The 24,247-nt window shown below is 45.8% G+C and carries 17 protein-coding genes, 1 tRNA gene and 2 pseudogenes; 9 read left to right on the forward strand and 11 right to left on the reverse strand.

Annotated features, from left to right (window positions below; genetic code table 11):
* The first annotated feature begins 18 nt into the window (after positions 1 to 18).
* Positions 19 to 231 carry a DUF2839 domain-containing protein gene (locus QUB56_RS10430; protein WP_332955075.1) on the forward strand — a complete coding sequence of 71 codons (213 nt, stop codon included), beginning with the start codon at positions 19 to 21 and terminating at the stop codon, positions 229 to 231.
* A gap of 125 nt (positions 232 to 356) precedes the next feature.
* Positions 357 to 428: transfer RNA gene (locus tag QUB56_RS10435), tRNA-Val, on the forward strand.
* Positions 429 to 686: 258 nt separating this feature from the next.
* Here the strand turns inward: QUB56_RS10435 and QUB56_RS10440 are convergent.
* From QUB56_RS10440 to QUB56_RS10450, 3 genes are all read right to left on the reverse strand, one after another.
* Entirely contained in the window at positions 687 to 1,541 is an 855-nt protein-coding gene (locus QUB56_RS10440) for a hypothetical protein (protein WP_332955076.1), read from the reverse strand.
* A gap of 296 nt (positions 1,542 to 1,837) precedes the next feature.
* On the reverse strand, positions 1,838 to 2,659 hold the full coding sequence (locus QUB56_RS10445) for a hypothetical protein (RefSeq protein WP_332955077.1): 822 nt from the start codon (positions 2,657 to 2,659) through the stop codon (positions 1,838 to 1,840).
* Between the two features lie 69 nt (positions 2,660 to 2,728).
* A complete protein-coding gene (locus tag QUB56_RS10450) occupies positions 2,729 to 3,262 on the reverse strand; it encodes a hypothetical protein (protein ID WP_332955078.1) in 534 nt (177 codons plus the stop codon).
* A 417-nt stretch (positions 3,263 to 3,679) separates the two neighbouring features.
* On the opposite strand from QUB56_RS10450, the gene QUB56_RS10455 reads away from it, so the two are divergent.
* Positions 3,680 to 4,639, forward strand: coding sequence for a DNA polymerase beta superfamily protein (locus tag QUB56_RS10455; RefSeq protein WP_332955079.1), 960 nt, complete (start codon positions 3,680 to 3,682; stop codon positions 4,637 to 4,639).
* Between the two features lie 171 nt (positions 4,640 to 4,810).
* On the forward strand, positions 4,811 to 5,587 hold the full coding sequence (locus tag QUB56_RS10460) for a nucleotidyltransferase domain-containing protein (RefSeq protein ID WP_332955080.1): 777 nt from the start codon (positions 4,811 to 4,813) through the stop codon (positions 5,585 to 5,587).
* Between the two features lie 262 nt (positions 5,588 to 5,849).
* On the opposite strand, the gene QUB56_RS10465 is transcribed toward QUB56_RS10460, so the two are convergent.
* Positions 5,850 to 6,635: a hypothetical protein gene (locus tag QUB56_RS10465; protein ID WP_332955081.1), complete on the reverse strand. Its 786-nt coding sequence runs from the start codon at positions 6,633 to 6,635 to the stop codon at positions 5,850 to 5,852.
* A gap of 525 nt (positions 6,636 to 7,160) precedes the next feature.
* Positions 7,161 to 8,957, reverse strand: a complete 1,797-nt coding sequence (gene cobJ, locus QUB56_RS10470) for a precorrin-3B C(17)-methyltransferase (RefSeq protein WP_332955082.1) — start codon at positions 8,955 to 8,957, stop codon at positions 7,161 to 7,163.
* 232 nt (positions 8,958 to 9,189) lie between these two features.
* Here cobJ and bchH point away from each other — a divergent pair, with 232 nt between their 5' ends.
* On the forward strand, positions 9,190 to 13,020 hold the full coding sequence (bchH, locus tag QUB56_RS10475; protein WP_332955083.1) for a magnesium chelatase subunit H: 3,831 nt from the start codon (positions 9,190 to 9,192) through the stop codon (positions 13,018 to 13,020).
* 372 nt (positions 13,021 to 13,392) lie between these two features.
* Here the strand turns inward: bchH and QUB56_RS10480 are convergent, their stop codons facing one another.
* Complete coding sequence (locus tag QUB56_RS10480) at positions 13,393 to 14,007, reverse strand: COP23 domain-containing protein (RefSeq protein ID WP_332955084.1); 615 nt, start codon at positions 14,005 to 14,007, stop codon at positions 13,393 to 13,395.
* A gap of 372 nt (positions 14,008 to 14,379) precedes the next feature.
* On the opposite strand from QUB56_RS10480, the gene QUB56_RS10485 reads away from it, so the two are divergent.
* The 3 genes from QUB56_RS10485 to QUB56_RS10495 all read left to right on the forward strand — a co-directional run bounded on the left by QUB56_RS10485 (position 14,380) and on the right by QUB56_RS10495 (position 18,528).
* Positions 14,380 to 16,065 (forward strand): NAD(P)-binding protein, encoded by a 1,686-nt coding sequence (locus QUB56_RS10485; RefSeq protein ID WP_332955085.1) that lies wholly within the window; start codon positions 14,380 to 14,382, stop codon positions 16,063 to 16,065.
* 192 nt (positions 16,066 to 16,257) lie between these two features.
* Positions 16,258 to 18,051 (forward strand): N-acetylmuramoyl-L-alanine amidase, encoded by a 1,794-nt coding sequence (locus tag QUB56_RS10490; protein ID WP_332955086.1) that lies wholly within the window; start codon positions 16,258 to 16,260, stop codon positions 18,049 to 18,051.
* An 81-nt stretch (positions 18,052 to 18,132) separates the two neighbouring features.
* A complete protein-coding gene (locus QUB56_RS10495) occupies positions 18,133 to 18,528 on the forward strand; it encodes an SH3 domain-containing protein (RefSeq protein WP_332955087.1) in 396 nt (131 codons plus the stop codon).
* Positions 18,529 to 18,978: 450 nt separating this feature from the next.
* On the opposite strand, the pseudogene QUB56_RS10500 reads toward QUB56_RS10495, so the two are convergent.
* Together QUB56_RS10500 and QUB56_RS10505 are read right to left on the reverse strand one after the other, a co-directional pair.
* Positions 18,979 to 19,528: pseudogene (locus QUB56_RS10500) on the reverse strand (Uma2 family endonuclease).
* Positions 19,529 to 19,546: 18 nt separating this feature from the next.
* On the reverse strand, positions 19,547 to 20,548 hold the full coding sequence (locus QUB56_RS10505) for a hypothetical protein (RefSeq protein WP_332955088.1): 1,002 nt from the start codon (positions 20,546 to 20,548) through the stop codon (positions 19,547 to 19,549).
* A gap of 159 nt (positions 20,549 to 20,707) precedes the next feature.
* Here QUB56_RS10505 and QUB56_RS10510 point away from each other — a divergent pair, with 159 nt between their 5' ends.
* Positions 20,708 to 21,925, forward strand: a complete 1,218-nt coding sequence (locus QUB56_RS10510; RefSeq protein WP_332955089.1) for a CapA family protein — start codon at positions 20,708 to 20,710, stop codon at positions 21,923 to 21,925.
* A 114-nt stretch (positions 21,926 to 22,039) separates the two neighbouring features.
* On the opposite strand, the gene QUB56_RS10515 is transcribed toward QUB56_RS10510, so the two are convergent.
* From QUB56_RS10515 to QUB56_RS10525, 3 genes and pseudogenes are all read right to left on the reverse strand, one after another.
* Positions 22,040 to 22,819, reverse strand: coding sequence for a calcium-binding protein (locus QUB56_RS10515; protein ID WP_332955090.1), 780 nt, complete (start codon positions 22,817 to 22,819; stop codon positions 22,040 to 22,042).
* A gap of 164 nt (positions 22,820 to 22,983) precedes the next feature.
* Positions 22,984 to 23,154, reverse strand: a pseudogene (locus QUB56_RS10520) (precorrin-6A/cobalt-precorrin-6A reductase); the annotation flags it as partial.
* 391 nt (positions 23,155 to 23,545) lie between these two features.
* Positions 23,546 to 24,187: a hypothetical protein gene (locus tag QUB56_RS10525; RefSeq protein ID WP_332955091.1), complete on the reverse strand. Its 642-nt coding sequence runs from the start codon at positions 24,185 to 24,187 to the stop codon at positions 23,546 to 23,548.
* Positions 24,188 to 24,247: the final 60 nt, after the last annotated feature.

The following is a 24,247-nucleotide window of genomic DNA, read 5'->3' on the forward strand; positions in this document are numbered from 1 at the left end:
ATTTAGCAGACAAAGATTATGGGTGAAGCTAAGCGTCGCAAAGAGTCGATCGGCGACGAATACGGTAAAGAAGAACGCATCCTTCCCTGGCTGCCAATCACGAAAACCCAAAGCGAAGATTTTGTCAAGTGGACAAGTCGCGGAAGCTGGATCGGGATTAGCCTTTTGGTGGCTTGGTGGATTGTAGTGCGATTTGTGGGCCCTGCGGCGGGTTGGTGGGTGGTTAACTGATGCCAGACTCGACAAATGCCTGTATTCTTGGCATTGTGTCGAGTTTCACTCGGAAACAAGCTGCTGAATTTTTAGGAAAATTTTAGTTGCGAATTTGGACTTGGTATGGTATCTTAATTATCTGCGGGCAATTAGCACAGTGGTAGCGCACTTCCTTCACACGGAAGGGGTCGCAGGTTCAAATCCTGCATTGCCCATCGAATTTATTATCTCATCCGTTAAGGGTTTCTGGTTTCTCGTCAGACCTAGAATTCCATTCCTCGTATTGTCAAAGGCAATAAACACTTGCTTTTGCAAAAAACTCTTTTTCTTCGTCACTGAGTAAGTCCCCAACTAACAGCGAGTTCCCCTCGTCCGCAACCAAGGAAAGACTTTTTCGCAAAAGATAGTTTACAAAAAAAAGAAAGGGTGATCAAGTTCACCCTTAGAGAGGTTAGAAATGAGCGCCTAAAGTGTTAGTTGCTTTCCCCTGGGAGTTGTTTTTGAGATTCAGATCGCAACGAATCACGAAAATCAACGACCTTCTGCATTACAGTGGCACACTCACCTTTCACCGGATAGTAGCCATGAATGTCTTTTGCTTCCAAGCTTTCTGATTGCATCATGTGTGCAAATGACAGTGTAGCTTGGTCAGAAGCTTCTAGGTGATCGACAATTAAATCCTCTTTTGATATTCCGTGGAGTTCTCGTAACTCTTTTGGGTTCATTTTCAGGAGAATTTCGTAGTCCTGGCAAGTAATCCAACCTTGGGAGCAAAGCTTGACCCCATGATCTTTTAGAACCTCTCGGCGACGACTATACGTAATTCTGTGATTGTTTCGGATTTCTGCTTTCAGGAGCTTTGGCTTATCCCGAATGTCTCGGTTGAATTCTTCTGCTTCACAGTTTGGATGCCAACCTGTTTTCATGTGTAGAAACAGTCGCATACCAAGATCGCGAATTAGAGCTAAACGTGCTTTGGCAATCACGTTAATCTCAGCATCATGTGCCTCTGAAGCGTAATACTCAACAATGGCAGAGCAAAATCTGTCCTCCAGAATGTCACGTCGTCCTTGATGGTCAGTATAGCCCTCTAGGGTCAAAGATTTGCCCGCAAAGGGTTTTAGCGGTTCAGGCAGGCTGTTGTTTATTGGATCGGCCTCCTTGACTTTCTTAACCCAATAACTAATTGCTGTTGAAGTCTTGCCGACAAAACGGCCTAAACCACGCATGGACATTCCGGATCGACCTGTCTTTTTCACTGTGAAGTATTCACCGTCATGTTCAATACGCCGAAGCAGGGACTTGGAAAAATCTTGACTTTTTGACATTGGAAATTTCTCTTGACTTTTGTAGGTTTATCCTGTACTTCCAAGAGACCGTGATATGCTAAAATGATGCATACACTAAGTAATCTGGGCGCAAAAACCTAATTTTGGGCTTCCAGTTTGGTCTCCTAGCAGATACAGAGCGAGTTGATTGCTTGTGGGCGGCAGGGGAATTGAACCCCTCAGCGTCGAGTTTACGAGGCCCACCTGGCACCAAGCGCCGCCCATTTCTTGTATCGCTCCTAAACGTATTGGGGTTTTACCCCGCTTATGTATGACAAAACGGCAAGGTCAGCTTTCTATTGTGTGTCCTTGTCGTTTTGTTTTCGCTCCAAAATACTTAAGACTTGACCAAAATCAAAGCCATCTGTATCTTGTGTCTTTTGTTCCAATTTGCGCTCTAAAGAGGCTACTCGGTTTCTAAGGGCTTCTATCTCTTTTGCCATTTTAGTGAGAACTATGCCTATTTGCTTCTCAAGGCTTTGGCTTTCTTCATCAAATTTGCTCGTTGGTTCTTGTTTTCGTTCTGCTGCGTTATCTAATAGTTGTTCGGTTCTAGGTACTTGCCCTGAAGTGCCGTTGGTTTTGACAGAGGACACGACTACTGGATTTTCTAGCTCTTCTTTAACGAGCTCATCTGAAAAGTCTAGCTGCTGTGACTCTTGCTTAGTCGGTGAGAGTTGTACCTTATTTAGTTGCAAGTCTTGATCGCTTTCCTTAATCTCATCTTGTTTAAGCCGATCGTGCCATTCAACACCTTTCTCCCCTAGCAATGCAGCAAGCTGTGACTTGACTTCAGGGTAAAGGGAAAATATGTAAGGAGGCTTGTGCCTATTTTCAGTACCAGGCTTTATGCTCCTGTGTACCACCCCTTTCTGAACTAGATCGTCAGCACGGTTTAGAGCTGCCGATCGAGATAAACCCGATACATCGGCTAAATCTTTCGCTTCGACAAACTCCTCCTGTAGGAGTTTGGCGATCATGTTCTGGTAATGCTTTGAACTACTTATCTCCCAAAAGATGCTAGCATCCAGCTTCATCATTTTTGAAGCCTGACTGTTTGGGTATAATTGCTCTAGTTGGCTTTGATTATATGGCGTCTGGGAATCATCGATAGGCATATCAGCTTCAGAATTAAAAACCTCTCCTTTACTGTAGCGCGATAAAAGAAAAAAAAACAAGTAGCCGCATTAATTTTTTGAGAACCTCTTCCTTAAGGCAAGCAATAGGCTTTTAGGAGTACCGGTAAAAAAGATTTTGAGTAACCGTATCTTCGTGGAGGTCTTTTCAAACAGGCTTGCCCACCGCAGAGCATGGTCTTCAATTACTGCAAATACAATCATCTTGCCGGGATACTGCCCCGATTCATCCTTGTGGCAAACCTGCATAAGATATTCCCACTGTCTCCGCAGCGTATCCCGATTGCTGAGAGTGCGCTCTAATCCCGTCCCCTCGCAATCAATCTCATCGGGGTCTAACCCTTGCTCAATCAAGGTATTGCGGTCTTCTTCAGAAAAATTTGCCCCCCGAATCCCCTCCCGTTGAAAGCGAGTCTGTGCTTGAGGAAGGCTGTAATCTACCCAATCGCCTTCATTAACCGCATCCCGATAAGGATAATTAAAACTCGGAATACCATCCGAGCGAAAAAGCTGGAACGTATTGCGCTCAATAAAAGCTGCTAGCGTTGCCGTTAGCCCGATAATCCGCCCATCGAAATAATCCACAACCTGGCTGAACTGGTTGTAAATCGAGCGATGAGACTCATCCCCGCTGTCTGTATGGCTTTATCTATTAATTCTTTTCGGGTGTTCGCTTCGTTACGAGACATTACGATATCGTTTACCAACCCTTTTTCTAGAGCGTGCGTGAAGCGAAGCTATCCCGAAGGGAATCGCTTCACTCCTATATTTTTCCCTATAACAGATTATAAATCTCATCCAGCCCCACCTTGCATTAAAAGCCAGCGCATTCTATTTGAGGAGGGAGATTCTTTAATTATTTCTTTTTCTGTTTTTGCAGAATCGATCGTGAATTAGGCTATGTTCAACAAGACCAAATCCCCGATCGCCCAAAACTTCCCTTCTATACTACATATATGCTACAATAACATCGTAGCTCGTGCCCCCGCAGGAGGTTCCCTCATGGCAAATGCCAATCTTCCTCAAAATTTCAACTTAATCCTACCCGCAGGAACCCAAATTGTCACCAAAATTGAAGTCAAAAATCCTGCAACTAACGAATCTTGGAAACAGGGATTAGTAGGCGTCATCGTTCAATCGCCTACCGACAATTCCCACGCATATTTAGTCAAACTCCCAGACGGAACAAAAGTTAGTCTGCGGCGGCACGAACTCAGCATCCGCAAGCAGTTTCAGAGCGAAGGGTTGCACTCAAGAGGAGATTTTCTCGCAGAATACAACCTCTATGATTCTGTAATTTACCGCTGCATTCTTGGTTCGAGAGCCTACGGTCTAGATAACGAGCAATCCGATACAGACAGACGCGGGATTTACCTGCCGCCGGCAATACTTCATTGGTCGCTTTACGGCATCCCAGAACAATTGGAAAACAAGGAAAATCAGGAATGCTATTGGGAACTGCAAAAGTTTATAGTTTTGGCACTAAAAGCTAATCCAAATGTGCTAGAATGTTTGTACACGCCTTTAGTAGAAACACTTTCTCCTGTAGCACAAGAATTGCTGGAAATTCGGGAAATCTTTCTTTCTCAATTGGTTTATCAAACTTACAATAGCTACGTTTTGTCTCAATTTAAAAAAATGGAGCAAGACCTCCGCAATACTGGGGAAATTCGTTGGAAGCACGCGATGCACTTAATTCGCTTGTTGCTGTCCGGAATTACTGTCCTCAAGGAGGGGTTTGTACCCGTTCGCGTCCAGGATTATCGATCGCAACTTTTATCTATCCGCAACCAAGAAATATCCTGGGATGAGGTGAATCGCTGGCGGTTGAGCTTGCACGCAGAGTTCGATCGCGCTTTTGCTACAACTTCCTTACCGGAACGTCCTAATTACGAGAAAGCGAATCTGTTTTTGATTGAAGCGCGTAGAGGTGCGATCGCGGGCATAGGGCATAGGGCATAGGGCATAGGGCATGGGGCATAGGGCATAGGGCATAGGGCATGGGGCATAGGACTTGCCCCCATACCTCACCACGCTTGAGAACCGCTATATATGGTTGGTAAAACCCGCCCCTACAGGTATTTGCGATTGTTTAACCGGAATTGAAATTAGCATTGATAAAATGTTGAAAAAATGACAGAATATATCTCGAATCTCGCCCAAATTATCTCAGTTCAACCTTATCCGCTGCTGTTTGCGACTGTCAGCGGTTCGCACTTATACGGCTTTCCTTCGGCAGATTCTGACTTCGACTTGCGGGGAGTACACATTTTGCCGCTACCGAAAGTAATTGGGCTGATTTCTTACGAAGAAACAATCGAAGTTTCTGAAGTTCGGGATGGAATGCAACTCGATTTAGTAACTCACGACATCAAGAAATTTTTTGAGTTGCTGTTGAAGCGCAACGGCTACGTGCTAGAACAACTGTATTCGCCGCTCATAGTTTACACTACAAAGGAACACGAGGAATTAAAGGCTATTGCCTCTGACTGCATTACCAAGCACCACAGCCACCACTATCTCGGTTTTGCTAAAACTCAATGGAAATTGTTTGAGAAAGAACGCCCGCGTCGGGTTAAGCCGCTGCTGTACGTTTACCGGGTGTTGCTGGCTGGGATTCACTTGATGCAAACGGGCGAAGTCGAGGCGAATTTGGTGAAACTTAACGATAAGTTCCAGTTGTCGTATATTCCTGATTTGATCGCCCGCAAGCTGGCTGGGGAGGAACAATCTGTGCTGGAAGATACAGATTTAGAATTTTATCAGCAAGAGCGCGATCGGCTAATTAATATATTAGAAGAGGCAAGTTTTACAAGCCATTTGCCGTCAAATCCTAATGCAAAGGTTGCTCTTAACGATTTTCTGGTAAAGGTGAGGATGTCATCTCTAAGATGTTCCACGTCTAATTAGTAGTTTGGGGCAGCAAGCACCCTACATATTAGTTGTAGGTGCGCCGAAGAGCGCAGCACCTTCGGTTCAGGACGTATTAGTACCAAAGAAAGCGGGTTTTTTATCCTGATTAAAGGCGCGAATGCAGTATTTTCGTCGTCCATTAAACCCGCTTTTAACTGATATCAAATCCGTTAGCATCGGAATAGTAAATTCGAGTTGACTGTGAACAGTGAACCGTCAACCGTCAACATCATTCCGGTGTAACCGGAAATGATATGATTTACCTTAATAGATTTGTGTGGGCTGGTTCGTGCAGGGCAGGTATGCCGATATTTTGAAGCTCGGTAACTTGTTGGTTTTTTCCGGGTATGTAAATATTCCAACTTACCCCGCCTACATATGTCTTGATATATGAAATCAAGGCGTGGATAAATACAACGATGCCCAGCATTTCTAATGACTCTTCAAGGGTCGCTGCTATCGCGTATAATAGAGGGTTACTCCCCGTTGTACTAGCTAGGTATCCCCCTACCACTTCCGCGCCAATTGATCCTGCAATATAAATAGCGCATGCTGCCACAAACAATTTTCTTGTAGAAACAGGAAGGTGAAACAGGAACTTAGTGTAGGATAACAGAAATATCACTACTATAAAACCGACCGGCACAACCCAAGTATAGAAAAGAAATCCTGTGCCATTTACCAGGCTTCGCATCGGCTCAGTAAGCCTTTCGTGCAATTGACAAACTTCGTCTAAAGATAGATATAAAAATATGAATGATAAAATTTTCCAGTGCTGCTTGTAGGGGGAACTATCCAAATTTTTCGCATAGGCGATCGTACCCAGCAAGATAGCACTAAACAGTAATGCCAAACATGAGTAGAAGGTTGGAATGTTCATCTCCTCATTAAGGTTGAATACCGCTACAAGGCGTTTTGCAAACCGGGCATCCGGGAAGAAGTGCTTAGTGATGTCACTTAAGGAAGATAGTACAACTACAAAAGCCACCACTCGAAGCAGAAATTGGGTTACAACTCCGGGAGTTAGAGGAATTTGGAATTTCATTTTTTTTAACCGTTTTCTTAAGCTTTGGCTAAGGGAAGCTTATCAAAAGAACAAAAAAAAGTCCGTCTACCCACAGACAGAGAAGACTCCTCCTGGTGAAGACCCTCTTTTTGTAACCGTAGGATTATCCTCGGATTAAGTAATTTAACAAACCTCGATCGCCCTTAATTTTATTTTGGCTATATAAAACTTTTTTTATTTAGTGAAATGTAAATAGAATATCTCCCAAAATGAAGATGAAATCCTTACTAAGGTTGATTCGATATCTAAATTCGATCGATATCTGCCAGAAAAACTCGGCTTCAGGAAATCGAAAGCCCTTATTACCGAGGATTTCTGTAATCAAAGACGATCGCTCATCAATAGAGAGTGAAAACCATGAGATGAAATAACAGGCCGATCGCGATCGAGTGATTGGCCGCCATTTCTTAACCTAGACTTCCCCCAGCGAAATCAAAAAATCTCCTTGTCAAAGTCAATTAGCTTTCCGTAATTTGCTTATTTCCTAAGTTTTTGCTGCTTTACTTATTTTTCGTACCTGCGCGGCGTGTAAACCCAAACATCTCCATATTTGCGGGGAATAATCCGAGTCTGACTCGAACCGACAATAACTAAAGTTCTCATGTCTGCATCTTGCGGCTGGAATTCGCCGAGGGTGCAAACCCGCACAGATTGACCGGGCCGGCCCAGGTTTCGCCCCAATATGACGGGGGTTTTAGGATCGCGACTTTGCAACAAAATCTCGATCGCCCTTGCGAGTTGCCAAATCCGCTGTTTCGAGATGGGATTGTAAAATGCCATAACTAAATCGGCAGCAGCCGCCGCGGCAATCCGCTGTTCTATGACCTCCCAAGGCTTGAGAATATCTGAAAGCGAAATCACGCAAAAATCGTGTCCGAGGGGTGCTCCGATCGCAGCCGCGGCCGCCTGCATGGCTGAAATGCCCGGTGCCACCCGAATATCGATGCCTTGCCATTCGGGTTTGGCATCCAAGTCGATCGCCTCAAACACCGCTGCAGCCATCGCAAAAATACCCGGATCTCCCGATGAAACCACGGCGACAGATTTTCCTGATGCTGCTAAATCTAGGGCAAAACGGGCCCGATCGATCTCTTCGCGGTTGTCGGAATCGTGCCGCTTTTGTCCTTCGCGCAGGGTTCCAGCTAAGTCGAGATAGAACTTGTAACCCACCCAATCTGTGGCTTCGCGCAGAATTTCCTTAACTTCCGGGGACATCCAGGCCGCGCCTCCGGGGCCGGTACCGACGATCGCCAGTTTGCCGCGGCTAATGCCGATCGCCCCAGCATCAAAGGGTTGGGCGGCCAGGGCGATCGCGCAATTCACGGAGTTTGGGCGATCGGACTCGATTAAGTGACTGTTGGCACCGGCTGCTGTCAGGGCAATTTGTGCGGCCTTATTTTCGCTGAATTCAATTAAGTCTAATTCGACAAGTTCGGAGAGATTGAAAAAGCGGACGGGGACTTTAAAATATTGTGAAACTGCTTCAAGTGCCGGATTTCCCATCTCCTCTTTTAATGCAAAAAATCCAGCAACGGAAGCTGCTGCTAAACCTGCTTTTTGCAAGACTTGCTGCACTAATGAAACCGCTATTTCCGGCTCAATATTCGATAGCTTTGTCAGTGCAACTGCTGCAATTTGCGGATGGTAAACTAAACAATCGGGCGTTGGCGCAATTGCTTTTTCGGTGACGCGGATCGTCAATTGTGCGTCGGGGGCGATCCTCTCCGTTGGCGTAGCCCCCGTAGGGGCGGGCTGCGCTAACGGCAAATTGCTCTCGGAAAGCCAGCTTGCAGCCCCTTCTAGGCGTACTTTTGCCCCGGCGAGCAAATTTGAAATAAAAGTCTTCGCGTCCTCTGGATTCGCTAAATAATAGCCTTGGGGAGGACTCAGCAGCGCGGTGCGAAACCGGATATCTCCGGTGGTGGTAATTGCAGGTTGTACGCCGAGGGCTGCTGCAATCTCTCTGGCCAAATCATTAACGCCGTGCAAACCGCCCAGCAGCGGTACGACGGCGCTTCCGTCTTCGGCGACGGCTAAAACTGGCGGTTCGGCACGTTTGTCTGACAGCAGCGGGGCGAGGGTGCGGATGATGATTCCGGCGGCGCAGATGCTGATGATTGGGGTTTCTGTTGCAAATAATTCCCGCAATGTTTCGCCGAAGTTGCTAAAGTTGATGTCTGTGTTGGAAGTGCGATCGATTAAACCGTAAATCTGGGAACCGGGGAAATGTGCGGAGATTTTTTTGGCGATCGGCTGGCTGTTTTGACCTAATATAACTATTGCGGGAGGTACTCGAACCATTTTAGATTTTAGATTTTAGATTTTAGATTTTATGAGAGTTGCGACGGAAATTAGGAATTGATAATTGATAATTGGTAATGTAGGGGCGGTTTCGCCAAGGTCTGCAATACAACATCTGCAATACAACACCAGAAATCTACTAAACCCGCCCCACCCCCGCCGAGGATGCTATCTAATATAATATAACCTAATTCAAACAGGCTACAATCAATAAATATTTCGAGGTTTTGTTGTGAAACGCATTGTCTTAATTGCAGGGTTTGAATCTTTTAATGCCGATTTGTACCGCAAAGCTGCCGAGTTGGCTGTTTCTGGGTGTCAGGGATTGGAAGTGCGGGTTTTTAGCGATCGCGCCCTCGCAGAGGAACCGGACGCTGTAGCGGCTGCCCTCTTGAATGCTGATGTGTTTTTCGGGAGTTTGCTGTTTGATTACGATGCGGTAATGTGGCTGCGTCCAAGGGTGCAAAATATTCCGATTCGCCTGGTTTTTGAGTCGGCTTTGGAATTGATGAGTCTTACTCAAATCGGTGCTTTTAAAATTGGCGACAAACCCAAGGGAATGCCGAAACCTGTTAAGTTTATTCTGGATAAGTTCAGCAATGGGCGAGAAGAAGATAAGCTGGCCGGTTATATCAGCTTTTTGAAGGTGGGGCCGAAATTATTAAAATATGTGCCTGTGCAAAAAGTGCAAGATTTGCGCAACTGGCTGATTATTTATGGTTACTGGAATGCGGGCGGTGCGGATAATGTTGTCTCGATGTTTTGGATTATTGCCGAAAAGTATTTGGGGCTGAAAGTAGCAGAAATTCCGCCGCCTGTGGAAACTCCCAATATGGGTTTATTGCATCCCGATTATAAGGGTTATTTTGAATCGCCTCGGCAATATTTGGATTGGTATCTCGGGAATCAAAGTGCTAGGGGCGGGCAAGATGCCCACCCCACAAAATTTGAGACCAATTGGTCTCAAAAATCGGAGGGAGAAAAATCCCCTGTTGTGGGCATCTTGCTTTACCGCAAGCACGTTATCACCAAGCAGCCTTATATTCCTCAATTGATTCGCTATTTTGAAGATGCGGGAATTGTGCCTTTGCCGATTTTTATCAATGGCGTTGAGGGCCATGTGGCGGTGCGGGATTGGATGACGACTGCTGATGAAACTGCGCGCCGAAAACAAGGCAATATTGAAACTCTTTCGCTTTCTAAAGATGCTGTGGAAGTTGATGCGATTGTTTCTACTATTGGCTTTCCTTTGGTTGGCGGGCCTGCTGGTTCGATGGAGGGTGGACGGCAGGTGGAAGTTGCTAAGCGCATTTTAACTGCTAAAAATGTACCTTATTTTGTGTCCGCACCTCTGCTGATTCAGGATATCCATTCTTGGACTCGTCAGGGGATTGGAGGTTTGCAAAGTGTGGTATTGTATGCTTTGCCTGAGTTGGATGGCGCGATCGATCCTGTTCCTCTGGGCGGTTTGGTGGGTGAGGATATTTATCTGGTGCCCGATCGCGCGAAACGCCTGACAAGTAGAATTAACAATTGGGTGAAACTCGGTCGAACTCCGCCATTTGAAAGGAAAATTGCGATTATTCTCTACGGGTTTCCTCCCGGTTACGGGGCGGCGGGTACGGCTGCTTTATTAAATGTACCGAAATCTCTGCTAAATTTCCTGCACAAACTTCAAGCCGCAGGTTATACAGTTGGAGAAATTCCGGCTGACGGGGAGGAGTTAATTCGCAGGGTGAAGGAGGCGGATGATGCTGCAACCGCAGATGGGGGCGGATTAACGCGGATGAACGCAGATGGGAGGGGAGGGTTTGGCAATACTGTTAATGTTAAAACTCTGGAGAAGTGGCTGGGGTATTTGTCAACAAGTCGTATTGAAAAACAGTGGAAATCTTTGACTGGTACTGGGATTAAGACTGACGGCGATGAGTTCCATATCGGTGGCATTCAACTGGGGAATGTTTGGATAGGTTTGCAGCCGCCGCTGGGAATTTCGGGCGATCCGATGCGCTTGATGTTCGATCGCGATTTGACGCCTCACCCTCAATATGCTGCTTTTTACAAGTGGCTGCAAAATGATTTGCAAGCTGATGCTGTGGTTCACTTCGGAATGCACGGCACTGTTGAATGGTTGCCGGGTTCTCCTCTGGGAAATACTGGCTATTCTTGGTCGGATATTTTGTTGGGAAGTTTGCCGAATCTTTATATCTATGCTGCTAACAATCCCTCGGAATCGATGTTGGCAAAACGGCGCGGTTACGGTGTTTTGATTTCTCACAACGTGCCTCCCTACGGCCGCGCTGGCTTGTACAAGGAATTGATGGCTTTGCGGGATTTGATTGCGGAATATCGAGAAGATACTGCAAAAAATTATGTGCTGAAAGAGGCTATTTGCAAGAAAGTTTTAGAGAGCGGTTTGGAGGCTGATTGTCCGTTTGATGAGGCTCGAAAGTTGGGGATTGCTTTTAGTTTTGAGAATGTGGGAATGTTCAGTGCTGATGCTTTTAACCGCTATCTGGTGAAGCTTTACGAGTATTTGCAGGTGGTGGAATGTCGCTTGTTTTCTTCTGGTTTGCACGTTCTCGGAGAACCGCCTAGTTCTGAGGAAATGACTTCTTATCTTGAGGCTTATTTTGGGGATAGGTTATCACAGGAACAGGTGAAAACAATTGTTTCGCAAGCAAGCACAGGCAAGATGCCTGTGCCACAAGATGGGTTTGGTGGGGTTTTTGAGGAGGGTTTGTTGGTGCGGGATTTGTTGTCGCAAACGACGGATGAGTTGACTAATCTTTTGCGGGGTTTGAATGGGGAATATATTCTGCCTGCACCGGGTGGGGATTTGTTGCGGGATGGGGCTGGGGTGTTGCCAACTGGCAGGAATATTCACGCTTTAGACCCTTATCGGATGCCTTCTCCGGCTGCTTATGAAAGGGGGCGCGAAATTGCTCGGAAAATTATTGAGAAGCACGTTGAGGAACATGGGAATTATCCTGAGACTGTGGCGGTGATGCTGTGGGGTTTGGATGCGATTAAAACGCGGGGCGAGTCTATTGGAATTCTGCTGGAATTGGTGGGTGCTGAACCTCTTAAAGAAGGTACGGGACGCATTGTTCGCTATGAGTTAAAACCGTTAGCTGATGTCGGTCATCCCCGGATTGATGTGTTGGGAAATCTTTCTGGGATTTTTCGAGATAGCTTTGTGAATATTATTGAGTTGTTGGATGATTTGTTCGTGCGGGCGGCAGATGCTGATGAACCGGAATCGGAGAATTTTATTCGCAAACACGCTTTAATTTTGCAGGGACAAGGTGTGCAGAATTATTCGGCAAGGTTGTTTTCTAATCCGGCTGGGGATTTTGGTTCTTTGGTTAATGATAGGGTTGTTGATGGCAGTTGGGAATCGGGGGATGAGTTGGGGAAAACTTGGGAAAGTCGCAATGTTTTTAGTTACGGGAGGAAGGATAAGGGGGAAGCGAGACCGGAGGTTTTGACTCAGTTGTTGCAAAAGTGCGATCGCATAATTCAAGAAATTGATTCGGTTGAATACGGTTTGACTGATATTCAAGAGTATTATGCGAATACTGGCGGTTTGAAGAAAGCCGCAGAAAAGCAGCGCGGCAAAAAGGTTAACACGAGTTTTGTAGAAAGTTTTTCTCAGGATACCACTCCGCGCAATTTAGAAGATTTGCTGCGCTTGGAATATCGCACTAAGTTGCTAAATCCTAAGTGGGCTAACGCGATGGCAAATCAAGGTTCTGGCGGCGCTTATGAAATTTCGCAGCGCATGACGGCGTTAATTGGTTGGGGCGGAACGGCTGATTTTACTGATGGTTGGGTTTACGATCAGGCGGCTGATACTTATGCTTTGGATGAAGAGATGGCGCGGAAGTTGCGGGAGGCAAATCCTGAAGCTTTTCGCAATATTGTCGGCAGAATGTTGGAGGCTAACGGGCGGGGTTTTTGGCAGCCGGATGCGGATAAGTTGCAGCAGTTGCGCGAGTTGTACGAGTTGACTGATGAGAAAATTGAAGGGGTTGCGAACTATGAATTAACTGGTTCCTAGGCAGAGCCTGGGAACCGATATCACTCTTGCTCTGCCTCGCGCTTCCATGAAAAAAGGAGGCAGAGCCTCCAGATATGCTTTACCAGGCAGAGCCTGGTAACGAGTAGAAATTGCAAGTTTAACTGGTTCCTAGGCAGAGCCTGGGAACCGATATCACTCTTGCTCTGCCTCGCCAGCTTTCAGGAAAATTGGAGGCAGAGCCTCCGGATCTGCTTTACCAGGTAGAGCCTGGTAACGAGTAGAAATTGCAAGTTTAACTGGTTCCTAGGCAGAGCCTGGGAACCGATATCACTCTTGCTCTGCCTCGCGCTTCACTTTAACTGGTTACCAGGCTCTGCCTGGTAACGAGTAGATAACGAGTAGAATGGGAGATTAAATACCTCGATCGCCCTGCGGTTTTGTTACAGGAGCTGACGGTTTATTGTTTGGAGAGTTAAGAGCTCGATCGACCATATCTCCAAAGGGAACAAACTGCGGTGCAGACGATTGACTTCCGCCTCTGAGCGTTGTAACTGGCCCGCCGCCGTCTTGGGAAAAATTAATCAATCTCGTTAAAGCATCACCGGGATTTTTAGCATTTCGCTTGTCTAGGGTGAACAGCAGATTTTGAGAGTTGCAGCGCCCCCGTCCGTTCACGTAACAAACTACTGGTAAGTTATTAATAATTCCTGTTGTTAACTGCAAGTTGCTCAATCTTCCGCCATTCTGGGCAACAGCTTGTGTCAATCTATTGGAAACAATTTGACAGCGCTGCCAAGGTGTATATTCGCTGCCGAACTCGGTAGTTTTCCAAATAATCATTGGATCTGTCGTGACATTTCCCCGCCGCGCAATTGTGGCAATATTACGACCGGAAGTAACGCACTGAAATGTTGTTTTAGTGTTATTCAAAGAGTTGCTGGCTGGAGCTGCTTGCACCTGGCTGGCAAAGGCGACAGTACCGGCGAAAACTAAAGCAGATGCTAATAAAGGCGCAGTCAATTTCATAATCACTCCTGCCGCTAAGGCAGTTAAATTTATGTCGGATGTCATAGTTGTAGGGACAGGGCAGTGTCCTCTCCCTACTTATTGAGATTCTGCTGGTTGGCTGTCGCACCCGGATATTTTTCAAATATTAAATTAGGTTAGTTGCACCTCATATCTTTAGGTACAGCCCACTGCTGTGTCCTTGTTTCAAAACTTGCGAACGCGGCTGTAGAGACACGGCACTGTCCTTTCCTTGTTCCAAAACTTCGAGACGACTGCGGCACAAGCATCCTAGATAGTGTTTTTAGCTACATTCTTCAAAGCCAGAGCAGTCAACAATGGTAAGTAAAACTACAAAGCACAGCTCGGAAATCGGCGGGCAAATAAATTTTTATGAAACCTCGAATCATTGTTTGCGGGTTGGGCCACACGGGATACAAGATTTTTTGTTTGTTGAGACAGCAAGGAGCGATTGTGGTTGGTATTAGCGATCGCCCAATTCGCGGCGAAACTTCTGAGGTGGTTGTCGGCAATTTGCAAGCAGCTTCTACCTTGTTGGCGGCTGGCATTCAAAACGCTCACACTTTAGTAATTACAGGAGACGATGATGCTGTGAATTTGGCAGTTTTGATGCAGGCGAGGATTCTCAATCCTCAGATTCGCATTATCAACAGATTGTTCAATACTAGCTTGGGCGACAGAATTGACCACACTTTGCCCGAGCACACTTCCATGAGCGTTTCATCGTTGGCGGCTCCGGTTTTTGCTTTTGCGGCTCTCGGAAGTCAGGCGATAGGACAGTTGCGTTTGTTCGATCGCACTTGGCCGATTCACGAAGAATATATCGATGAAACACATCCTTGGAAAAATCGAAAACTCAGCGAATTGTGGGACGATCGATCGCGAATGTTGATTTATTATCTCCCGGCTGCTAACAAAACTGATTTAGTATCGGCGGTGCTTGCCGATCGGCAGTGTCAGCAGGGCGATCGGCTAATTGTTGCCACTCAGCCGACTATCCACAGTCCCCAAAAAACTTTAACTCAAAAACTGCTCAAAATATTAACTAGGCTGCACAGATTTCAGCAGCACAGCCAAGCAGCAGTAATTGTTGTACTGACGCTGCTGTCAATGATTGCTGTTGCTACTGCTACCTATATTTCTGTTGACGAGCAGATCTCAATTGTCGATTCTCTCTATTTTTCAGTAGGGATGATTACCGGAGCCGGAGGCCATGAAAAAGTGGCAGAACAAGCTCCCGACAGCATTAAACTATTTACAGTTGTGATGATGTTAGTTGGAGCCGGCATCATCGGCATCTGCTACGCACTCCTCAACGATTATGTATTGGGAACTCGCTTTACCGAATATTGGGATGTGGCGCGAGTTCCGCAGCGCAATCATTACATTATTTGCGGGCTCGGAGGAATGGGTATCCAAATTGCTAAAGAATTGCACACTAACGGTTACGATATTGTGGCGATCGAGCAAGATCCGAACTGCCGGTTTCTAAGCACGGCTCGCTCAATGAAAATTCCGGTAATTCAGGGAAGTGCCAGTTTGGCCGCAACTCTGGAAGCTGCTAATATTAAGCAAGCGGCAGCACTTTTGGCTGTGACTAGCAGCGATATGTCTAATGTCGAAATTGCTTTAACCGCTAAAGGATTGGCACCTAAACTATCAGTTATTGTCCGCAATCAAGACCCACATTTTGCTTTGATGGTGCAGGAAGTTTTTGAGTTTGAAGGAGTTTTGAACCCGACGGAATTGGCTGCTCCTGCTTTCGCGGCGGCGGCGATTGGAGGCAGAATTTTGGGCAACGGAATGACTGCTGATAGTCTATGGGTTTGCTTGGCAACATTGATTACCCCAAAACATCCTTTCTGCGGCCACCGCATTCAAGATGCTGCTAAGTCTGCTGATTTTGTGCCTCTTTATGCGGAAACTAAGTGTCAAACTATTCACGGCTGGGATTTGCTGAATTGTTGTCTGAGTGCGGGGGATGTTTTGTATTTGACGATGCCGGCGAATCGGTTGGATCTACTGTGGAGAACAACTTCGGAATTAATTAAAACTTAATGGTTTTACGCGGGAATTTATGTGGCAGCTCGCTCAATGGCAACTACAAACCTGATAAAATGAGCCCTGTATAGTAAATAGGACTTACGGCTAATCCTCAGAAACCCGATTTATTCCCAGATTTATCCCGGATTTCTGAGCGCAAGTCCTAGTATAAATAACCAACAGGCTCTCAATTAGTTGCGATTTAGAATGAGAAAATTTTTAGGATTAGTTGTGTTTGGGCTGATCGTGGCGATCGCCTCTGTGGCTGTCGCCGCTCAACCTTTGTTCCTCGCTTATCCTCCCACCAACCACAAAACTACAGCCGATCGCATCTTTTTAATCGGCACAGCGCCCCCACCTGGACAAGTATCGGTAAATGGCAACCAAATTTCGCGCACCGCCGCCGGCCATTTCGCGCCGACTTTTCCCCTGCAACTCGGCGAAAATGTCTTTACCTTGCGTTACGAAAATCAGGAAGTCAAAATTAAGGTGACGCGCCAGTCAAATCAGCCGGAAGCCCCTGTAGGATTGGCTTTTGCTAAAGATTCCCTGAGGCCCAAAGGCGATGTGGCGAGTTTGCCGGGGGAATATATTTGCTTTGGGGCGATCGCACCAGCCAATGCTCAAGTTTCGGTAAAATTGGCGGGCGTTACTATTCCTTTAAAAGTGCGATCGCAAGTCGAACTACCCGACAACAAATCTGTACTGTTAGGTGAAAACTCCCCGATCCAAAAAGGCGGCAGCCAACAGTATCAAGGCTGCGGGAAAACCCCTGAAAACTCCCTCTCATCTAAGGGAGAAAAAGTGGATTTAGGCGTACCCTCGTTTGAGCTAACAATGAACGATCGAACTATCAGCCAACAAGGTACTGGCAAGATTTCTATTCTTTCTCCCGCTGACTTAGAAATAGCAGAAGTCACAGCAGATCCGGGCGTTGCCAGAACCGGGGCGAGTACGGATTTTTCTCGGATGACACCGCTGCCGAAGGGCACGCGAGCAACAGTTATCGGCCGGGAGGGAGAATGGATTCGCCTAGATTACGGTGCTTGGATTAAATCATCGGAAGTGCAAGTTGTCAAGGATGCAGTGCCTCCGCGATCGATTATTCGCAGCGCGCGATCGCGTCAAGTTTCCGGCTGGACAGAGGTCTTATTTCCCTTAGAAATACCCGTCCCAGTCACCGTGCAGGAAGGAGAACGCACTTTCACTTTAACGCTGTACAATACCACCGCTCAAACTGACATTATTCGCCTCGACGATGACCCGGTAATTTCGCGTTTGGCATGGCAACAAATATCGCCGCTGCAAGTACAATATACTTTTAATCTCAAATCTGCCCAGCAGTGGGGCTATAAATTGAGATACGACGGCACCACTTTAGTCCTGTCTTTAAAACACCCGCCTGCGAATACAAGCATGATGCCTGTGTCGCAAGCAAAACCGCTGGCGGGAATTAAGATTCTCATCGATGCGGGACACGGCGGCCCGGAGGATTCAGGTGCTGTGGGTCCAGCGGGAATTAGGGAAAAAACAGTAGCTTTAACGGTGTCTAAATTGGTGCGAGAGGAATTGGTAAATCGGGGCGCGAATGTGGTAATGACCCGGGTGGAAGATGTCGATTTGGATTTGCCGCCGAGGGTGGAAATGATTCAAAAAGAAGAACCTGCGATCGCAATTTCAATTCACTACAATGCTTTGCCGGATAACGGCGATGCGATTAATACTAAAGGTGTCGGCGCTTTCTGGTTTCACCCGCAAGCCCACAGTTTGGCAATGTTTTTGCACAATTATTTAGTTGCCAAGTTGAACCGTCCGAGCTATGGTGTATTCTGGAACAACTTAGCCATGACTCGTCCTGCCGTTGCTCCATCTGTTTTAATGGAATTGGGATTTATGATCAATCCCGAAGAGTTTGAATGGATTGTGAATCCGACAGAACAGAAGAAGTTAGCCGAGGCGATTGCCCAAGGTGTTACCGAATGGTTTGCCTCTGTCAAATAACAGTTAGTAGTAAGGACTGAAGCCCTGCTCAAAAAAATCACAGTCAAAACTTCAGTTCGGTCAATCCAAGGAAATGAAATAATGCTAATTTTTACTCAATCAAAAGCCTTTTTTATTGCAGCAGTCGTTGCAACTTTTAGCTTCTCACTTTACAGCTTTCCTGTTTTCGGCAAGCAGCAAAGTCTTGCTCCCAAAAAAGCCGAAGCTTTAAAAAAGCAAACTCAATGCTCGTTTATTACAGGTGAAGGTGGCGCTGTTAACATTCGTAAAGGCCCAGGCAATAAGTACCCGGTTGTTGCTAAATTGAAAAGGGGAGACGGAGTTAGGGCCCTCAGCAGACAAGGTAATTGGGTGAAAATTGCGGCTAGATTTTCGGGTAATCCTCCTAATGAAACTTTGACAATCCTTGACGGTTGGGTCAGCAATCAATTTATTAATGGCTGTTCCGAAGACCAATTTGACAGGTGGCGGAAATAGGGAATTTCGTAGGGGCGGGTTTTACAGACAATATATAACGAGTACAAACAATCTATATAAGCCCGCCCCCACACCACCAATAACCTACATCAACCTTGATTTCGATCGCAGCATAAAAAAATATATGGGAATTTACCGTTGGGTGGGGGCGGGTTTACTATATTGTCGATTATTAATAATTATTGTCGGTGAAACCCGCCCCTACGATCGTTCGGCGGTTGAAACCGCAACTACACTTGCCTTGCCTCTGCGCAACGCGAGACTTTAAAAAAAAGGAGATTTAAAACCGGATGTGATATCAAATCCGTTAGCATCGCAATAGTAAATTCGAGTTGACTGTTGACGGTTGACTGTTGACGCCGTGAACAGTCAACCGTCAACAGTCAACCGTCAACATCATTCCGGTGTAACCGGAAACGATATGATGTAAAAAAAGACTATCGCCCTGATTCATTCTTGCATTCTCAACCAGCTAAACACCTGTTCGGCGGTGATATTCAGGGGAATCTTTTCGGGCACGGGAAGGACATCGCTACCTTCGCATAATTGCGGTTGTTGGTTCGCCAGAAACGCTAAAATCGATCGTCTGGATCGATTAGCCACCCCAACTGACAATTATGTTGCAGACAGTGAATAATTTTTCTAGTTACGCGATTTGAGCTTTGCTGTGGCGAGAGAATTTCGATCGCCCAATACGGTGCAATTAGCACATCATCTACTGGTTCACCGCTCTCATCAAATTGAATTTCGACAATAGTACCGCAATATCTGGAACAATCGATCGACCGCCAAACGTACACCGCAACTCTAGAAACGCATAAGCTATCTTTGGGGTTTCCGTCACCTGATTAATTTCGTGGCAGGTTCTTAATTGCAATCGGCTGTGCTTTATTTTCGGCAGCGGTTTTTGGATAATATCCCCCTCAATGTATTCGCTAGCCGGTTTAGTTTCGGGCAGTTTACTCGTTACCAGGCAGAGCCTGGTAACGAGTAGAATCATTTAGGATTGCTATATAGCCTAATTTTCCGGAACAATCTGCTGCTTAAACTCAAACAAATTAGGATTTTCTGGGTCATAAGAAGCCCGCAACCAATGCACGTTGGGAGAACCAAAAGTTTCAACTCTAGTAAAATTTTTCATTCTCGGTAATTGAGTCTCATCGGTAAAACGGGGTAAAGGTTTATCGATGCGGAAATAGTGAGTATCGCCGTGGACGAATACAACCTGCCCTGGGAAATTGCGTGTTTCTGTTTCCAGAGTTGCGATAAAATCGTTGTAGCCGCTTCTTCTTTTGTCCGTCGGCTCGAATTCAAATCCCGGATTGGCCTGTGCAACTAACACAATTCCTTTGCTGTTGCTGCGTTTGGCTAAAGCAAAACATTCTTCGATCCAGGCTAAGTTAGCCCAATTGCGATCGGCATATTCTGCATCTCCTTCGGGAGTGCGCCCAAAATTGTTGTTGCTTCCCGGCATATTAATCGCGAAAAACACAACGCCATGATAAATCCAGCGAACATTTTCGGGGAATTTAGCAAACTGCGGGTTTTCGCTTTGACGGGTGAGAGTTAAGGTGCGCTTTCCCAAACTTTGATTGCCCTGGCTGAAGATTTCTCGCAGTTTAGCCAGTCTTTCTACTGGATCGTAACTGCCGTTATTTGAACGGTGGCAATCCGTCCATTCATTATCGCCATAAACAAGAATAAACGGCATCTCAAATTTGTCAAATAACTGCTTGCGGCTGACAAAAGTTGCATCATCGCAGACACTAGAACCGTTTTTAATGTCGCCGTCGTGGACAACAAACGCTGCGGGCGATCGATTGATATCTGCCATCAAATTCGGAAATTTTGCTTCCTGTTCGGCACTGTAGGGCAAATCGCCAATCAAGGCAAATTCAAAAGGTTGTGAAACGAAGCTATCCCGGACAGAATCGCCCGAACTTTGAGCGTAAGTCAGAACACCAATACCCGTAATTGATACAAAAACAATAAAGGCAATAATTAGATATTTTTTAGTCATTTATTTAATACCAACTAATTTAGCGATCGGGACTTACGTAGAACCAAGTAAAAATAGATGCTGCGATTGCTTCACTACGGTTTGCAATGACAAACTTATGTTATTGACTTAAGTTTTAATTATGATACCATATAAGCCGACAAATCACTCTCAAAAATCATGAATTTTCGTCGGTTGCTCTCGGTAATTGCCATGCTTTCGATCGCAAGCTGCAATATCCAAACGCCAAAAACCAACACACAGCCGAAAGAAAGTCGTAGCTTGCGGGGCGGGACGCCATCGCCAATAGCAACCCCTGTTCCCGCCCAACCAAAGTCTGAGATTAAAGAAGCAACACTAATTGCTGTCGGCGACATCATGATGCACAGTACCCAAACGCGATCGGGCTACGACGCAAAAAAGAAAACATACAATTTTGACAGTTTCTTCGCACCAGTTAAAAGTATCCTATCAACAGGCGATTGGGTAACGGGAAATCTCGAAACACCTTTAGCGGGGGAAGATGCGGGCGGATATACGGGATATCCGCTATTTAACGCACCGGCTCAATTAGCGGATGCGGCTAAAAAAGCCGGATTTAATATCTTGACAACCGCCAACAATCATGCTTTAGACCGTGGAGAAAAAGGGGTAATTAGGACGATCGCCAATCTGAGCGATCGCAAAATTGCGTCCACAGGAACAGCCGAATCGAAAGCTGCGGGCGATCGTACTTTAATCAGCACCAAAAACAACATTTCACTAGCCATGCTAGCCTACACCTACGGCACCAACGGCATTCCCATACCCAAAGGCAAAGATTACTTAGTTTCCCTAATAGACGAAAAAAAGATAATCAAAGACATTGCCAAAGCCCGAAAACAAGGAGCAGATATTATCGCAATTTCCCTGCATTTTGGCAACGAATATCAGCGACAGCCAAACAGCGAACAAAAACAATTAGTGGAAAACCTCTTAAAAGCCGGTGCAGACATCATTCTCGGCAGCCATCCCCACGTCGTCCAACCTTACAAAATTTTTAATTTTCCCGGCCAAAATGGGAAAAGCCGCAAAGCTGTAGCAATTTATTCAATGGGAAACTTCATTTCCGGTCAGAATAAAAAATATACAGACTTAGGCGTAATTTTGCAAGTAAATATTCGCAAAAAATTTCCCGAAAAAACCACAGAAATTACAGAGGTAAAAACACATCCTACTTGGGTGCACCGCTACAGCTTGAACAACAAATTAAACTACCGCGTTTTGCCACTAGCAAAAACAGTTACCGATAAAAAAGAGCCGCTATTAGCAACTTCGGAGTATCCGGTTCTCAAAAGAGATTTGCAGGATATGAACAATCATCTTAATTCTTTAAATAAACCTCAAAATAACAAGTAATCCCCCCCTTAAGCAGGGGGGGACTGGATAGCACTCTATCTAGCTTTTAGGTTTTAGGTTGGATACTTAGTCTATTCCACATACCACCTACCACTTCTTTTTGAGAAGTGTCGCCTACACGTAAGTGAACAAACCTAGACCGCTCTGAGTTAAAGATATGTCCTGCAAAATGGCAATTAGCTCGTAATTTGAATTTTCTTCGCGGTAAATAGCAGTGCCAGAAATTCCCTCAATTGGAGAGCCATCTAAAAGGTAGTTAGACGCACTTCCTTGCAGTTGAATTGTGTCTTTCAAGGGCAGATAATCAGTAATTAATGCGTAGTCAGAATCGCCGCCAACATTGTAGAAAGCCTGACCGGGCACACCGAGAACGAAGGTATCCAATCCTGTCCCGCCCATCAGCGTATCTGCATCAATTTCCGTCCCGTAACCGTAAGCAATTATTCGGTCATTTCCGGCACCGCCGTTTAAAGAGTCGCTGCCATCGCGACCTACGCCACTATCACTTAAGATGTCGTTTCCATCGCCGCCGTAAAGAGAATCATTTCCCGTGCCGCCGATGAGAAAATCATCTCCAAACTCGCCGTCTAATTTATCGTTTCCGCTACCTCCAATTAGGATGTCATCCGCATACCCGCCCCGCAGTTCGTCGTTACCGCTACCCCCATTTAATTGGTCGTATCCATAGCCGCCGTCGAGAAAATCATCGCCATTTTCACCAAATAGTTGGTCGTCGCCAAAACCCCCATAGACTGTATCGTTATCTTCGCCACCGTACAAAAAGTCGTTGCCGCCCAAGCCTACTAGAGAATCATCCCCTGCCAACCCATAGATGACATCGCTTTCTATGGTGCCTCTCAAGCTGTCTGCTTCTTCAGTTCCAGTAATAACCATTGTTTTAGTTCCTTAAATTGCTAGTAGCGATCGCAAATCGTGCGAGCGAAATTGCCCTCGAAGTGGGATGGCCAAATCTAAGAGCGCGATCGCTCTCCCTTAATCACTTATATTTACTTTAACTATTTTAAAAATTTTCTACCAGTCGCTTATTTGAGTGACACTCATTTTAGGGAACTCAACTGCTGAATTAGCCAACAAATTGCCCCTTCAACATCAGCAACCCGATCGACATGGGGAATCGGCGGCCGCTGCACCATCACCACCGGAAGTCCCAGTTCCCTAGCCGTAACAATTTTCGCATAAGTAGCGCCGCCCCCGCTGTTTTTGCTAACAGTTGGGTGCGTCCTGCTAGCGAAGATACCACCTCGATTTCAGCGATTTGAGACGCTCTTGCCGCCAAAGAAGCAGCATCCCCCGTCCCCCCAAAATTAGCAACCGTTTTTGAAACTGGTACTATCCAAGCAACGCCCCCAAATTCGGTTAATAATATGTTTAGTAAAGTTTAAACTGCCAACAACGATGATGCGCTCAGTTTTCACATTTTTTACAGTATTAATTGTAACCGGGTTAGTTTGGTTGGAATCGAATTGTAAAATCGAATCAACAGTCAATACTCAACTATCATTCAGTTTTTCGGCCCGCCCGTTAACAGTCAACAATCAACAATAATTCCGGTGCAACCGGAATTGAGTTCAATTGACCCCTGGTAAGCTTTGGAAGCAATCATGTATCCAACGGCAGAGGGTGTAGTGGAGTAGAGCGACTTTTCTTTTTGTGATTAAATTCTTCCGATACCCCAAGATAATCTGATGCTTCATATCTGCCGAATATCTCAGCGAAAATGTTAGGCAATTTTCGATAAGGAGAAACACCCAGATCTTTAAGCAGGATGTCAATATATTGTTGAAAGCGAGCGTTGCTGCCACAGGAGCGCGAAGGTTCAAATGGAATATTTGCGCGTTTCCACTGGCGGATATATTCAATACTTTTTTCCATATTCTCGCTGGAAGGTAACTCAAGTTCACCGCGCAAGTAAGCACACAGCCATTGTGCGGCGACCTCGACACCTGCCACGTGCATAAATCCATGATTGAATCCGGCAAAGGCAATGCCAGGAATGCGAGGATGAAGCAAGTGGCGATATAACTGCACGCCATCGGGTTCGGTTTCCAACATTTTTCGATATTTATCAGGCAAAAATGGAAAAATCGGCGTTTGCGCACCCAAAGATAGAACGACTAAATCGCATGGAATCTCGCAACCATTTTTCAACTTTACCGCTTCTTTTGAAAAACCCGATAATTCTGCACAGTGGGGCAATATTTTTCCTTCTGCAATAAACGGATAGTAATACCATTTTGCCAAATAAGTGCTACAATGCCAGAAAAATAAGGGATATTTTATGAAGGTCAACTATCAAGAAAG

Origin of the sequence: Microcoleus sp. AR_TQ3_B6, assembly GCF_036702785.1 — a bacterium.
Taxonomy (GTDB): domain Bacteria; phylum Cyanobacteriota; class Cyanobacteriia; order Cyanobacteriales; family Microcoleaceae; genus Microcoleus.